The organism is Enterobacter sp. ZOR0014 (assembly GCF_000798855.1).
GTDB classification, from domain to species: Bacteria; Pseudomonadota; Gammaproteobacteria; order Enterobacterales; family Enterobacteriaceae; genus Enterobacter; species Enterobacter kobei.
The window spans coordinates 16,749-30,843 of record NZ_JTLF01000070.1; the positions used below are offsets into that span (position 1 = coordinate 16,749).

The following is a 14,095-nucleotide window of genomic DNA, read 5'->3' on the forward strand; positions in this document are numbered from 1 at the left end:
GGAAAAAGCCTTCATATCATACAGAATGGACTATCGCGTCGCCCAGCCCTGTTTATGCAGATAATCGAGAATAAACGGGCGATTTTCTTTAATGATGGTGCGGCGAATGTGGTCGCTCCAGGTATCGCGGCGGTTATTGCTGTCACGCGTCAAATAGTAATTCGCCAGCTCTTCATCATAGTGATTCAGGACGTCACGATCGACCGGCTGGTAGTGGTTCTCGTGCACCAGCATTGCCGCAGGAATACGCGGTTTCAGGTCCGGATTATCCGCCGGCCAGCCGAGGCAGAGGCCAAACAGCGGCAGTACATGTTTTGGCAGCTTCAGCAGTTCGGTGACGCTTTCAATGTTGTTACGCAACCCGCCGATATAGACCCCGCCTAGTCCCAACGATTCCGCCGCCGTAAAGGCGTTTTGCGCCATCAGCGCGGTATCCACGACACCCAGCAGCAGCTGTTCGGCGAGCCCCAGTTGCGCTTCAGGGCAAATCTGCAGATGGCGGTTAAAGTCGGCACAAAATACCCAGAACTCGGCGGCCTGGGCCACATGCTTCTGCCCGCCGGTCAGCGTCACCAGCTGTTCACGCATCGCCGGGTCGGTAATGCGAATAATGGAGCTGCACTGCAGGAAACTGGAGCTGGAGGTCGCCCTTGCGCTGTTAATAATGGCGGTACGCTGCGCCTCGGTGATCGGCTCATCGGTGAAGTGGCGAATGGAACGGTGGGAAAGGAGCAGGTCAATCGTGGGTGTCATCTTCTCTCTCTTTGCTTGCTTAAAACGTATGGCAGCCAGTATAGGCAATGATCTGCGCGGTGTAATTGGCGAAACATAGCTCATAGGTATTATAACGACAGGCGAAACCTTCTTTAATGACGACAGGTTATGGGGCACTATACGTGTCATTCGCCGTCAGGCTTGTTTTTTGAGGAGAGAGAAATGTTTGCAGTAATTTTTGGTCGTCCAGGGTGCCCTTACTGTGTGCGCGCAAAAGAGCTGGCTGAGAAACTGACCGCAGAACGCGATGACTTCAATTTCCGCTATGTGGACATCCACGCGGAAGGCATCACCAAAGCCGATCTGGAAAAAACAGTCGGTAAGCCGGTTGAAACCGTCCCACAGATCTTCCTCGATCAGAAACACATCGGCGGTTGCACCGACTTTGAAGCCTACGCCAAAGAACATCTTGGCCTGTTTGCCGAGCAGTAATGAAAGGACGCCCTCACCCTGAGGGCGTTTTTATTTGTGGTGCCGTCGGTGCTGAATCAGGCTGCGCACAAATAGGTAGCAGAGCGCGCCAAGGGCACACCAGAATATGGCACTTAGCAACCACGCCAGCTCCTGCCAGAAACTCCGCGTTGAAACATACAGCAGGCGCATTAGCAGCAGACATAATGGCGCTGCAAGTATCGCCCCCAGTAACGGTTTCACCACTTCCCCTTTACGGGAGAGAAAACTGGCGGCGGCTCCCGGTAGCGTGAAGAAGAGCAACCCCAGCTCCGGATGCCCGGACGCCCTGAATGCGCCCTTCACATTAAATGCGAGCGACATGCATACGACCGTGAACAGCAAAAAGCAGCTGATCACCCCCGCCCAGTTTCGTTTCATATTCAAACAATCCTCCTGACTTATCTCTATCAAATACACTTTCGTCGGGTAGACGCCCAGTCAGATAAAGCAATGCGGCAATCCTTGCCAAAGTACGCACAGGGTGATGCGATAATCAGTAGCTGTCAGTAGCTAATGCGATTAAACTACACGCCAGCTAATGTTTTAGGGAATAAAGCAGGAAACAGGGAGCGTTAACGCCTTTCCCTGACCCAGAAAACAGTAGCCCAAAAAGTCCTTTCATTCAACAACTTACTGGTAAACAAGAAGTTAGCCTCCGTGAATATAAACGTCGCAGACTTGTTAAATGGGAATTACATCCTGTTATTATTTGTGGTACTGGCGCTGGGTCTTTGCCTGGGTAAATTGCGCCTGGGATCGGTTCAACTTGGTAATTCCATTGGCGTTTTAGTCGTCTCCTTATTATTAGGCCAGCAGCACTTCACCATTAACACGGACGCGCTCAACTTAGGTTTTATGTTGTTTATTTTTTGTGTTGGCGTGGAAGCAGGACCGAACTTTTTTTCGATTTTCTTCCGCGACGGCAAAAATTATCTGATGCTGGCACTGGTGATGGTCGGCAGCGCACTGCTGATCGCCTTAGGGCTGGGTAAGCTGTTTGGCTGGGATATCGGGTTAACGGCCGGTATGCTGGCAGGCTCCATGACCTCTACGCCAGTGCTGGTGGGTGCAGGCGATACCCTGCGCCATTCGGGCATGGCTGGCGCACAGCTTTCGACCGCGCTCGACCACCTGAGCCTGGGCTATGCCCTGACCTATCTGATTGGTCTGGTGAGCCTGATTGTCGGCGCGCGCTATCTGCCAAAACTGCAGCATCAGGATCTACAGACCAGTGCCCAGCAAATCGCCCGTGAGCGCGGGCTGGATACCGACAGCAAACGTAAAGTCTACCTCCCGGTGATCCGCGCCTACCGCGTCGGACCTGAGCTGGTGGCATGGGCAGACGGGAAAAATCTTCGTGAGCTGGGGATTTACCGCCAGACCGGGTGCTACATCGAACGTATCCGCCGTAACGGCATTCTGGCGAACCCGGACGGTGACGCGGTGCTGCAGATGGGCGACGACATCGCGCTGGTGGGTTACCCGGACGCGCACGCCCGTCTCGACCCAAGCTTCCGAAACGGCAAAGAGGTGTTCGACCGCGATCTGCTCGACATGCGCATCGTCACCGAAGAGATCGTGGTGAAAAACCATAACGCCGTTGGCCGTCGTCTGGCGCAGCTCAAGCTGACCGACCACGGCTGCTTCCTTAACCGCGTAATCCGCAGCCAGATTGAGATGCCCATCGACGACAACGTCGTGCTCAACAAAGGCGACGTTTTGCAGGTCAGCGGCGACGCGCGACGCGTAAAAACCGTTGCCGACCGCATCGGCTTTATCTCCATTCACAGCCAGGTCACTGACCTGCTGGCCTTCTGCGCCTTCTTTATTGTGGGCCTGATGATCGGGATGATCACCTTCCAGTTCAGCAACTTCAGTTTCGGCATCGGTAACGCCGCCGGTCTGCTGTTTGCCGGGATCATGCTGGGCTTCCTGCGAGCGAACCATCCGACGTTCGGTTACATTCCGCAAGGTGCGCTGAACATGGTGAAAGAGTTCGGTCTGATGGTGTTTATGGCGGGTGTCGGCTTAAGCGCCGGCAGCGGCATTGGGCACAGCCTGGGTGCCGTGGGCTGGCAGATGCTGGTTTCCGGCCTTATCGTCAGCCTGGTGCCGGTGGTGATCTGCTTCCTGTTTGGTGCCTACGTGCTGCGCATGAACCGCGCCCTGCTCTTCGGAGCAATGATGGGGGCGCGTACCTGTGCCCCGGCCATGGAAATTATCAGCGACACCGCGCGCAGCAACATTCCGGCGCTGGGCTATGCAGGCACCTACGCTATCGCCAACGTACTGCTGACGCTGGCAGGTACGCTGATCATCATCATCTGGCCAGGACTCGGATAACTCTGAAGTTTGCGCGTAATGAAAAAATTTTTGTTACGCGCAGAACTTTTTTATCAGGGGGCAGTCATAACTAGTGCCACTGCTTTTCTTTGATGTCCCCAATTTGTGGAGCCCATCAACCCCGCCGTTTTGGTTCAAGGTTGATGGGTTTTTTGTTGCCTTAAATAAACCCCAACAAAGAATAACCAAAGCCCGTTATCCAGCTTTTCTAAACGTGGGCATACGTAATGCCAGGCTTAACGAGCGATGTCTAAGCGTTTCCCTCACCCGCAATCCTCCCTACCATCGCCCGAATCTCGTCCCGGGTTAACGGCTCCCGGTCGGTCACATAGTGCAGCGTCATCCCTTCGATAAACGCATCCAGCGCGCGGGTGGTAACCGGATCGAACCACTGCTCCAGCGTAGTCTGGCTCATCTTCATCCAGTCCTGCATCACCGTTTTGAGCGCCGCGCTGCGGTGCATAAAGGCGTAAAGCTGGTACATCAGCGCCATGTTGTGCGGCGTCGTCACCTGCGAACTGTGGATCAGGGTGGTGATGGACTCGCACGCCATTTCAGGCCCGGTGACGCCCGCAAAGAAATCCCGATACTGCTGCGACATCTGTTGCGTAAACCATGTGAACGCTTCCTCCAGCAGTGGCTCCATACCGTCGAAATAGTAGGTCATCGACCCCAGCGGCACGCCCGCGCAGGCGGCGATTTTACGGTGCGTGACGGCGTGAATACCGTGCTCGGCAATGGTATCGAGTGTTGCCTGCAGGATCTTCTCCCGGCGATGCGGATCGTTCGGTGGTCTGCTCATAAATTCCTCACGTGGTTTGTGTACAAATGTACACAAACTTGCTAGTGTTGTCGCTATTATTGTACTTCTGGTGCTACCCCAATGACGCTGACCTCTCCCCGTAAAACCCTGCAGCTCCGCATGTGGGCGCTATTTATGTTCTTCTTTATTCCCGGTCTGCTGATGGCCTCCTGGGCCACGCGCACGCCCGCCATTCGCGATATTTTGTCTGTCTCTACGGCTGAGATGGGCATCGTGCTGTTCGGCCTGTCGATCGGTTCCATGAGCGGCATTCTCTGTTCCGCATGGCTGGTGAAGCGCTTTGGTACGCGAGCTGTGATCCGCACCACCATGTGCTGCGCGGTGTTCGGGATGGTGGTATTGAGCATCGCGCTGTGGTTTGCCTCGCCGGTGTTGTTCGCGCTGGGGCTGACGGTATTTGGCGGCAGCTTCGGTTCTGCGGAGGTAGCCATCAACGTTGAAGGGGCGGCGGTCGAACGTGAGATGAACAAAACCGTGCTGCCCATGATGCATGGCTTCTATAGCCTCGGTACGCTGGCCGGTGCGGGCGTGGGAATGGCGCTGACGGCCACGGGTGTGACCGCCAATCTGCATATCCTGCTGGCGGCGCTGGTGTGCATCATTCCGATCCTCACCGGCATCCGGGCCATCCCGGACGGCACCGGTAAAAACTCCGCTGACGAACGCTCGTCAGCCGAAAAAGGACTCCCCTTCTACCGCGATTTCCAGCTGATGCTGATCGGCGTGGTGGTACTGGCGATGGCGTTTGCAGAAGGCTCCGCCAACGACTGGCTGCCGCTGCTGATGGTGGACGGTCACGGCTTTAGCCCGACCTCCGGCTCGCTGATTTACGCCGGGTTTACGCTGGGGATGACCGTCGGGCGCTTCACCGGCGGCTGGTTTATCGACCGCTACAGCCGCGTGGCGGTGGTGCGCGCCAGCGCCCTGCTGGGCGGCCTGGGGATTGCGATGATTATCTTTGTGGACGTGGACTGGATTGCCGGCGTCTCGGTGATCCTCTGGGGACTGGGGGCGTCACTCGGCTTCCCGCTGACCATTTCCGCCGCCAGCGACACCGGGCCGGATGCCCCGACGCGCGTCAGCGTGGTGGCGACAACGGGCTACCTCGCCTTCCTGGTGGGGCCGCCGCTGCTCGGCTTCCTGGGTGAACACTACGGGCTGCGCAGCGCCATGCTGGTGGTGTTAGGGTTGGTGATCATCGCCGCGCTGGTGGCGCGCGCGGTGGCAAAGCCGGAAACGAAACAAACGACACTGGAGAAGGGATATGAGCGTTAAACTGATCGCCGTCGACATGGATGGCACATTCCTGAGCGATGCCAAGACCTATAACCGCCCGCGCTTTCTGGCGCAGTACGCCCGCATGAAGGCGCAAGGCATTCGCTTCGTGGTCGCCAGCGGCAACCAGTACTACCAGCTGATCTCCTTTTTCCCGGAGATTGCGCATGAAATTGCGTTCGTCGCTGAGAACGGCGGCTGGGTCGTGAGCGCCGGAGAGGATGTCTTTAACGGTGAATTGTCGAAAGCCCATTTCGAGACCGTCGCGAATGTATTAAACGACGTTCCGGGCATTGAGATTATCGCCTGCGGAAAAAACAGCGCCTATACGCTGAAATGCTATGACGATAACTTTAAGGATATCGCCGCGAAGTACTATCACCGGCTCGAAATGGTGAGTGATTTCGACAACCTGAACGACATTTTCTTCAAGTTTGGGCTGAACGTGTCAGACCATGAAATTCCGCGCATCCAGGCGATGCTGCATGAAAAGCTTAACGACATTATGGTGCCCGTGACAACCGGCCACGGCAGTATCGACCTGATTATCCCCGGCGTGCACAAAGCCAACGGTCTGCGGATCCTGCAACAGCGCTGGGGCATAGAGGACAGTGAAGTGGTTGCCTTCGGTGACAGCGGCAACGACGTGGAGATGTTGCGTCAGTCCGGGTTCAGCTTCGCGATGGCGAATGCCAGACCGCATATTAAAGCAGTGGCGCGGTTTGAAGCGCAGCATAATAACGAGGAAGGTGTGCTGGATGTGATTGAGAAGGTGTTGAACGGGGAGGCACCGTTTAATTGATATCGTGCGGTCTGGTGCCTTCACCCTAACCCTCTCCCTGTGGGAGAGGGAATAAACAGATTACGGTTGCAGGGCGTTGCCGACGCGTTTGTCCTTCAGGAACACCATCATCAGGCCAACCCACAGCACGCCGTTGGCGAGGTTAAACAGACTGAACAGACCGTTGCCACCCATCGCGTAAGCGTGCTTGCTCACCTCGATACCGACGGTAAAGATCAGCATCTGCAGCATACCCATCGCCGCGGACACCGTGCCTTTACTCATCTCGCTGGCAAACAGCGTCAGGCGCACCAGCCCGGCGTTCGCCACGCCAATCCCGAAAGCATAAAGGCTGAGCCCCGCCGTCATCCACAGATAAGCGTGGGATGACGCAACGGTCGCCACCGCGGCCAGAATCAGCCCTGCTGCAATCGGCCAGCCACCCATAATAATCAGTGAACGCACGGTGCGGCGTGACGTCAGACGTGCCAGCACCAGGTTACCGATAATCAGCGCGCCAAAAATCGGCACCTGCAGCAGACCGTACTCGTAGCTGCTGAGCTTTTCACCGCTGATGATAATGACCGGAGACTGCGCAATCCACGCCAGCAGCGGCAGGCTCACAAACCCGGTCGCCAGCGCCCCCGCCAGAAAGCGGCCATTCTTCAGCACTTCTTTGTAATCCCGGCCCAGCTCCTTGAGCGAGAGTTTTTCACCCAGACGGGTCGCCGTTTCCGGCATTGCGCGGTGCAGGCCAAAGAACGCGATAGCGGCGAGAAACGCAAAGAGGATAAACATCCCTTCCCAGGGCGCAACATGTACCCACGCGGCGCCCACCAGCGGCCCGAGTAAAGGGGCAATCAGCGCCACGTTTGCCATGAGCGCGGTAATTTTGATACACACCGCCTCTTCAAACGACTCCTGAATGGCAGCATACCCCACGGCACCGATAAAGCACAGGCTCACCCCCTGCAGGAAACGCAGCAGGGTAAATTGCTCAATGTTTTGCGCCAGCAGCGTAGCGAGACAGGTGACGATAAACCACACCACGCCGGTCAGCATCACCGGACGGCGGCCAATACGATCCGACAGCGGCCCTAACAGCCACTGTAAAAACATGCCGCCAGCCAGATAGGCGGTCATGGAGGTCGGCACCCATTCAATTCCCGCGTTGTACTGCTCCACAACGGCCAGCATGCCGGGCTGGATCATATCGTTGCCGATATAGGTGGAGAATTCGTAGAGCACCAGACACAGGGGGAAAAGCAACGCCTGACGACCCAGACGTGAACCAGAAGAAGAACGGTTTAACATGCAATCTCTTTAAAATGACAAAATCGCGACGAGTGTAATGAAATGCCGCAGCCCGAGATAGTGATTTATCGAGGATAAACAGAAATAAAGCACATATCGTCTTCGTTTAAGGTTTCCTTAAGTTGACAGATTTATGATAGCCCGATTACTCGTCAACGATCCCAAATTATGGCACTCACTTCCAGCCGTTCAGAATTGTCTAACTTACAGACAAATAAGACAAAACGACTTTACCGCTTACCCTCCCGCTTTTATGGTTATCAGCTTTTCGTGCTGTTAGTCCTTGCCGTGGTGTTTACGTGGCTTTCGCGCGATGAAGCGCTCGACAGATGGATCACTGGTTTTTGGTATGACGCGGCGACGCAGAGCTTCCCGCTGCAGAAAGACCACCTGCTGGATTTGCTCAACCATCGTCTGGCGAAGTACATCGCCATCGCCTTAGGTGCCGTGGCGCTGCTTTACGGCGCTTACAAACGTAACGCCAGGCTGATTACGGCGGCGCTGCTGATGGGGCTTGGCGCGCTGGTAGTGGGCGTACTGAAAAGCATTAGCCACCACAGCTGCCCGTGGGATCTGGTGGAGTATGGCGGGAAGGCGATGTCTTACCCCCTGTTTAGCGCCGTCCCGACAGACAGCGGGCCGGGGCGCTGTTTCCCCGGCGGCCATGCCTCCAGCGGTTTTATGGTGATGGGGCTGTTTTTTGCCTTCTGGCGCGAGCGTCCACGTCTCGCCTGGAGCTTTGTTGCCCTCGGCGTGCTGCTGGGTCTGGCGATGGGCTTCGGTCAGGTGATGCGCGGGGCACATTTTTTCTCTCACAACCTGTGGGCCGGGTGGTGGGTTTGGTTTTCCCAGGTGGCCGTCTACGGGCTGGTTTCCACCCGGTTTGCAAAAGAGTGATAACGCTATGCTAGAGAATCTGAATTATCAGCTGTTTTATCTGATCAACGCCACCCCGGCCTCGCCAGAGTGGATGATTGATTTCGCCACCTTCCTGGCAAAAGATCTGATTAGTATCGTGCCTGTGCTGGCCGCTATCCTCTGGCTCTGGGGCCCTCGCAGTCAGGTGAAGGCACAGCGCCAGCTGGTGATCAAAGTCGCGATGGCGCTCGGGGTCAGCGTACTGGTTAGTTATATTCTCGGCCATGCGTTCCCGCACGATCGTCCTTTTGTCGACCATGTCGGTTATACCTTCCTGCACCACGCGCCGGATGACTCCTTCCCGAGCGATCACGGTACGGTTATCTTCACCTTCGCGCTGGCTTTCCTGTTCTGGCATCGCCTGTGGTCTGGTGCGGTACTGATGGTGGCAGCCGCGGCGATTGCCTGGTCCCGCGTGTATCTTGGCGTCCACTGGCCGCTGGATATGGTCGGCGGTTTCCTGGTAGGACTGATTGGCTGCGTGAGCGCGGCAATCCTGTGGAATCTCTTCGGTGAAGCGCTCTACCGGGGGCTCTCTTCCCTTTATCGCGCCATTTTTGCCCTCCCGATCCGCAAAGGCTGGATACGTGACTAACCCCAACCGGACAGGTTACACTGAGCCCCCGCCCTGCGGGGGCTCATTTTTTTTATCCTGAGGAACTATGGAAACACGACGCGATGACCGCATAGCTCAGCTGCTTCAGGCGCTGAAGCGTAGTGATAAGCTGCATCTTAAGGAAGCCGCCAACCTCCTCGGCGTCTCAGAGATGACCATTCGTCGTGATCTGAACAGCGACAGCGCTCCCGTGGTACTGCTGGGCGGGTACATTGTGCTTGAGCCGCGTAGCGCCAGCCATTATCTGATAAGCGATCAGAAAACGCGTCTGGTGGAAGAGAAACGCAAAGCCGCGCGCCTGGCCGCCACGCTGGTACAGCCGCACCAGACGCTGTTTTTTGACTGCGGCACCACCACGCCGTGGATTATCGAAGCCATCGACAGCAGTATTCCCTTTACCGCCGTGTGTTACTCCCTGAACACCTTTCTGGCGCTGCAGGAGAAACCCGAGTGCCGGGTGATCCTCTGCGGCGGTGAGTTTCACGCCAGCAACGCTATCTTTAAGCCGCTCAACCTGCAGGACACGCTCAGCAACTTATGTCCGGACATCGCGTTCTATTCCGCCGCGGGCGTGAATGTGCGTCAGGGGGCGACCTGCTTTAACCTGGAGGAGCTGCCGGTAAAGCACTGGGCATTAAGCGCCGCGCAATACCATGTGCTGGTGGTCGATCACAGTAAGTTTGGTAAGGTGCGGTCGGCAAGAATGGGCGAGCTGGCGCAGTTTGACGCCATCGTCAGCGATTGCCGCCCGGATGAGGAAATTGTGGCCCATGCGAAGGCGCAGCAGGTGAAGTTGATGTATTGAGAGGGGTGCGGCCTGATGCCCTCACCCCGCCCCTCTCCCACAGGGAGAGGGAGAAAAGCATGATGGATTAGCTGAACCAGCTGCCAAACCAGCTGTGGAATTTCATCAATACGAAATCCCACATCCGGCTGAAGAAGCCACCCTCTTCTACCGCTTCCATCACGATCAGCGGACGCTGTTCAATTGACTTCCCGTTTAACTGGAAATCAATCGTCCCGACCACCTGGCCTTTTTTCAACGGCGCGGTGAGCTGCGGGTCGGTCAGGGTAAAGCTGGCCTTCAGGTTTTTCAGCTGACCGCGTGGAATGGTCACGGAACCGGCTTCTCCCGCCCCGAGATTCACTTCACTCTTATCCCCAAACCAGACGCGCTGGCTGACGAACGTGGCATCCGGTTTAATCGGCGTCACGGTTTCATAGAAACGGAAGCCCCAGGTCAGCAGTTTTTCTGATTCGTTAAACCGGATGCGGTCGTTTTTGGTGCCCAGCACAACCGAGATCAAACGCATGTCGCCCTGCGTCGCAGAGGCCACCAGGTTATAGCCCGCGCCCGCCGTGGTGCCGGTCTTCATGCCGTCCACGTTAACGTTGCTGCTCCACAGGAGACGGTTACGGTTCGGCTGACGAATTTTGTTGAAGGTAAACTCTTTCTCTTTGTGGATCGCGTATTCATCCGGTACGTCGTGGATCAGCGCTTTCCCCAACAGCGCCATGTCGCGCGCGGTACTGAACTGTCCCGGCGCATCCAGGCCGTGAACCGTTTTGAATGTCGTGTTGGTTAAGCCGAGTTTCTGCGCATAGCCATTCATCAAACCAATGAAAGAATCCTGACTGCCGGCCACATAATCGGCCAGCGCGATACACGCATCATTTCCCGACTGAATAATTACCCCTTTGTTCAGATCGGAAACGGACACCTGATCCCCTGGCTTCAGGAACATCACCGATGACCCGCGCAGCGCGGGGTTACCGGTCGCCCAGGCGTCCTTTCCGATGGTGACCATATCGTCCAGCTTGATCTTACCGGCTTTCAAGGCCTGGCCGACCACATAGCTGGTCATGATTTTGGTCAGGCTGGCCGGATCGAGTTTCTCATCGGCATTGCCTTCCGCCAGCACTTTCCCGCTGGCATAGTCCATCAGGATCCAGGCGCGCGCATCCACCGGTGGCGCTTCGGGCGCAGCCTGTTCTGCTGCGTAGAGAGTTGGTGCAAACAGGAAAAGGAGCGCAGAGCCTGCCGCCAGGCTGCGCAGAGAAGTCATTTTTCGCGTCATAAATGCCACCCGAGTGTCCATTCAAAAATTACGTCACATCACCGTGTCGCAAGAAGCGATGAGTAATAGCGCACTAAAACGGTGAAAGAAACCCAGCGAGGGTAAAGTTATTAAAGTTTATGCAATAACATTCATTTACGCTTTGATTCAGGCGATTTTTTTGTCTTCTGTTGCGTAATTGTTAGGTTTATCTCACCATGGCGAAAAAGGTGACCCGGATTCACAACTCATCAGGAGTAAATATGATTACGCTGTGGGGCAGGAACAATTCGACCAACGTGAAGAAAGTGCTCTGGACGCTGGAAGAGCTGGATTTACCGTTTAATCAAATCATGGCTGGCATGGCATTCGGGGTAAACAGAGAGGCCGACTATCTGGCGATGAACCCGAATGGCCTGGTGCCGCTGCTGCGCGATGACGAAACAGACGCAACGCTTTGGGAATCTAACACCATTGTGCGCTACCTCGCCGCCCAGTACGGTCTTGGCCGTCTGTGGGTTGAAAACCCGGCGCTGCGCGCCCAGAGTGAAAAGTGGATGGACTGGGCAAACCAGACGTTCTCTCCTGTTCACCGGGTGATCCTGATGGGACTGGTGAGAACCCCCGAGGCCGAACGCGACTATCCTGCTATTCATGCCGCTCAGGATGCCTGTGAAAACCTGTTTGCCATGATGGATGACGAACTGGCGAAGCACGCCTGGTTCTCCGGCGAGACGTTCGGCGTGGGAGATATTGCCGTGGCGCCGTTTGTCTGGAACCTGACCAATATGGGGCTGAAATGGACGCCGCGCCCTCACCTTGAACGCTGGCTCAAGCAACTGAGCGAGCGTCCGGCGTACCGTAACGTCGTGATGACCCCGGTCACCTGATTACGCACCGGACGGGCTGACTTTTAGCAGTTGCCCGTCCGTTTCATCGGTGAGCACATACAGATACCCGTCCGGCCCCACCCGCACATCGCGAATACGTTGATCCCGATCGCCCAGGATGCGCCCGTCCTCCGTGACCTTGTTTCCGTCCACGCTCAGGACGATAACGTCTTTCTCCTTCAGCGCCCCAATAAACAGTTTGTTTTTCCACTGCGGGAAAACGTCGCTGTTGTAGAACGCCATGCCGCTGACCGCGGGCGAGACTTTCCAGACAAACAGCGGCTTCTCGGTTCCCTCGACGTGTTCACCTTTGGCTTCGGGGATTTTCAGGCCACTGTAATTAATGCCGTGTGTTGCCAGCGGCCAGCCGTAATTTTTGCCTTTCTCCGGGATATTGATTTCATCCCCGCCGCGCGGGCCATGTTCGTTCAGCCAGAGCGTGTCGCTCCACGGATTCATCGCCATTCCCTGCGGGTTGCGAATGCCATAAGACCAGATTTCCGGCCGTGCGCCGGCGGTGTTCACAAAGGGGTTATCCGCAGGGACTTTACCGTCCTCGGTCAGGCGCACCACTTTCCCCTGCAGCTTGTCCAGGTCCTGCGCCGTCGGACGCTGGTTGTTCTCGCCGAGTCCGATAAAGAGGTAGCCTTTGCCGTCAAACACCAGCCGTCCGCCAAAATGGTTACCGGTCGAGAGTTTCGGCATCTGGCGAAACACGACCTGGAATGCCTCGATGCGGGAAAGATCGTCGCTTAAGCGGCCATAACCCACCGTCGTTCCGGCTTTGCCGTCATGCCCTGCTTCGGCGTAACTCAGCCAGACGCGGCGCGACGTTGCAAAATCCGGCGCCAGCACCACGTCCAGCAGTCCTCCCTGACCGTTCGCCCAGACCTTCGGCACGCCGACAATGGGATCGGAAAGCCCTTTTCCGGCCTGCCAGTGTTTGAGCTGCCCGCCCTTGAGGGTGACCAGAAGCCCTTTATTGTCCGGCAGGAACGCCATCGACCAGGGGTGATCGAGTCGGTTTTGCAGCACCTCAACCTTCACCGCCTCTGGCGCCGCAAGAAGTGAAAAGGAAAAGCACAACGCAGGAAGGAAAATCAACGAGGACCGTGGCATGACGCGCTCCTTTTTCGGCATATGGCATAAAGATTAGCCAGTACCTCCGGGCGCGTTACCACTTTTACAAAAGCTTAATCAGAAGGGGGAGTTGCCTCCCCCGGGCTCAGTGTTGCTCAAGCTTCTCGTGCTCGGACAGACACATGATGCATAGAGAGAGCGTTGTCAGGCAGTTTTCAAGCTTCTCCGCGTTTACAGCGATAAAATTCGGGCAGTCGTGGCGTCCGTTCATCAAACATACCCCGGCAATGGAGAGCACCTCAGCGGCACGACGCAGCGCCATTAACTCGCATTCATCGTATTCCGCCCTCAGGATCGGTGCTTTTTCACGCATGAAATTGCAAAGTTCAAACAGATTATCACGCAGATGTTCGCTTTCGCTGACTGACATATAGCCTTTGGCCTTCCTGAGCTGCAGATAAGCGGCCAGGTCGATTCGGGCGTTGATCAGCTTGTTAAGCAGATCGCGTTTCAGTCTGTCAACGGACATACTATTTCCTCCTCTGTCAGCCATGTTGCACAGTCAGAATAAGTTCATTTTTTGTACAGTTTAATGCCTGAGATCAATTATTCTTAACTGATTAACATTATTTACAATGTTACAACCTCTGCCCGACACATCCCGCTTGCAAAGAGTGTATAAATCCCGCCCTGATAACTCCATAATTGATGGATTTTTAATCTGCGAGCAATGTTACGCACCCGCCGAAAATCGGCTTCGTCTCCCTCGGC

Annotated in this window: 15 protein-coding genes; 8 read left to right on the forward strand and 7 right to left on the reverse strand. The window is 56.0% G+C overall.

Annotated features, from left to right (window positions below):
• Window positions 1–30 precede the first annotated feature (30 nt).
• On the reverse strand, window positions 31–753 hold the full coding sequence (nfsA, locus tag L977_RS02865) for a nitroreductase NfsA (RefSeq protein WP_014883150.1): 723 nt from the start codon (window positions 751–753) through the stop codon (window positions 31–33).
• A 183-nt stretch (window positions 754–936) separates the two neighbouring features.
• Between nfsA and L977_RS02870 the strand changes: the two genes are divergently transcribed.
• Window positions 937–1,206 (forward strand): GrxA family glutaredoxin, encoded by a 270-nt coding sequence (locus L977_RS02870; RefSeq protein WP_014883149.1) that lies wholly within the window; start codon window positions 937–939, stop codon window positions 1,204–1,206.
• 30 nt (window positions 1,207–1,236) lie between these two features.
• Here the strand turns inward: L977_RS02870 and L977_RS02875 are convergent, their stop codons facing one another.
• Window positions 1,237–1,605 carry an inner membrane protein YbjM gene (locus tag L977_RS02875; RefSeq protein WP_014883148.1) on the reverse strand — a complete coding sequence of 123 codons (369 nt, stop codon included), beginning with the start codon at window positions 1,603–1,605 and terminating at the stop codon, window positions 1,237–1,239.
• Between the two features lie 279 nt (window positions 1,606–1,884).
• Between L977_RS02875 and L977_RS02880 the strand changes: the two genes are divergently transcribed.
• The gene (locus L977_RS02880) at window positions 1,885–3,570 is read left to right on the forward strand and encodes an aspartate:alanine antiporter (protein WP_047624655.1); all 1,686 of its coding nucleotides are present in this window, start codon (window positions 1,885–1,887) and stop codon (window positions 3,568–3,570) included.
• Window positions 3,571–3,820: 250 nt separating this feature from the next.
• On the opposite strand, the gene L977_RS02885 is transcribed toward L977_RS02880, so the two are convergent.
• On the reverse strand, window positions 3,821–4,372 hold the full coding sequence (locus tag L977_RS02885; protein ID WP_047624657.1) for a TetR/AcrR family transcriptional regulator: 552 nt from the start codon (window positions 4,370–4,372) through the stop codon (window positions 3,821–3,823).
• An 81-nt stretch (window positions 4,373–4,453) separates the two neighbouring features.
• Between L977_RS02885 and L977_RS02890 the strand changes: the two genes are divergently transcribed.
• Entirely contained in the window at window positions 4,454–5,668 is a 1,215-nt protein-coding gene (locus L977_RS02890) for an MFS transporter (RefSeq protein ID WP_014883146.1), read from the forward strand.
• The gene (locus L977_RS02895; RefSeq protein ID WP_047624659.1) at window positions 5,658–6,470 is read left to right on the forward strand and encodes a Cof-type HAD-IIB family hydrolase; all 813 of its coding nucleotides are present in this window, start codon (window positions 5,658–5,660) and stop codon (window positions 6,468–6,470) included. Before L977_RS02890 ends, L977_RS02895 begins: the two co-directional genes overlap by 11 nt.
• Window positions 6,471–6,530: 60 nt before the next feature.
• On the opposite strand, the gene L977_RS02900 is transcribed toward L977_RS02895, so the two are convergent.
• Window positions 6,531–7,763, reverse strand: a complete 1,233-nt coding sequence (locus L977_RS02900) for an MFS transporter (protein WP_047624661.1) — start codon at window positions 7,761–7,763, stop codon at window positions 6,531–6,533.
• Window positions 7,764–7,931: 168 nt separating this feature from the next.
• Between L977_RS02900 and L977_RS02905 the strand changes: the two genes are divergently transcribed.
• The 3 genes from L977_RS02905 to deoR all read left to right on the forward strand — a co-directional run bounded on the left by L977_RS02905 (window position 7,932) and on the right by deoR (window position 10,102).
• Window positions 7,932–8,660: a phosphatase PAP2 family protein gene (locus L977_RS02905; RefSeq protein ID WP_047624662.1), complete on the forward strand. Its 729-nt coding sequence runs from the start codon at window positions 7,932–7,934 to the stop codon at window positions 8,658–8,660.
• Window positions 8,661–8,667: 7 nt separating this feature from the next.
• Window positions 8,668–9,276, forward strand: a complete 609-nt coding sequence (ybjG, locus tag L977_RS02910; protein WP_023338185.1) for an undecaprenyl-diphosphate phosphatase — start codon at window positions 8,668–8,670, stop codon at window positions 9,274–9,276.
• Window positions 9,277–9,343: 67 nt separating this feature from the next.
• The gene (deoR, locus tag L977_RS02915; protein WP_014883141.1) at window positions 9,344–10,102 is read left to right on the forward strand and encodes a DNA-binding transcriptional repressor DeoR; all 759 of its coding nucleotides are present in this window, start codon (window positions 9,344–9,346) and stop codon (window positions 10,100–10,102) included.
• 67 nt (window positions 10,103–10,169) lie between these two features.
• Here the strand turns inward: deoR and dacC are convergent, their stop codons facing one another.
• Window positions 10,170–11,375, reverse strand: coding sequence for a serine-type D-Ala-D-Ala carboxypeptidase (gene dacC / locus L977_RS02920; RefSeq protein WP_047624664.1), 1,206 nt, complete (start codon window positions 11,373–11,375; stop codon window positions 10,170–10,172).
• A 242-nt stretch (window positions 11,376–11,617) separates the two neighbouring features.
• Between dacC and L977_RS02925 the strand changes: the two genes are divergently transcribed.
• Complete coding sequence (locus tag L977_RS02925; RefSeq protein ID WP_047624665.1) at window positions 11,618–12,244, forward strand: glutathione S-transferase family protein; 627 nt, start codon at window positions 11,618–11,620, stop codon at window positions 12,242–12,244.
• Here L977_RS02925 and L977_RS02930 read toward each other — a convergent pair whose 3' ends face one another.
• Together L977_RS02930 and bssR are read right to left on the reverse strand one after the other, a co-directional pair.
• Window positions 12,245–13,363, reverse strand: coding sequence for a PQQ-dependent sugar dehydrogenase (locus L977_RS02930; RefSeq protein WP_045134209.1), 1,119 nt, complete (start codon window positions 13,361–13,363; stop codon window positions 12,245–12,247). It lies immediately after the preceding gene.
• A 106-nt stretch (window positions 13,364–13,469) separates the two neighbouring features.
• Window positions 13,470–13,853 carry a biofilm formation regulator BssR gene (bssR, locus tag L977_RS02935; RefSeq protein ID WP_023332493.1) on the reverse strand — a complete coding sequence of 128 codons (384 nt, stop codon included), beginning with the start codon at window positions 13,851–13,853 and terminating at the stop codon, window positions 13,470–13,472.
• Window positions 13,854–14,095 lie beyond the last annotated feature (242 nt).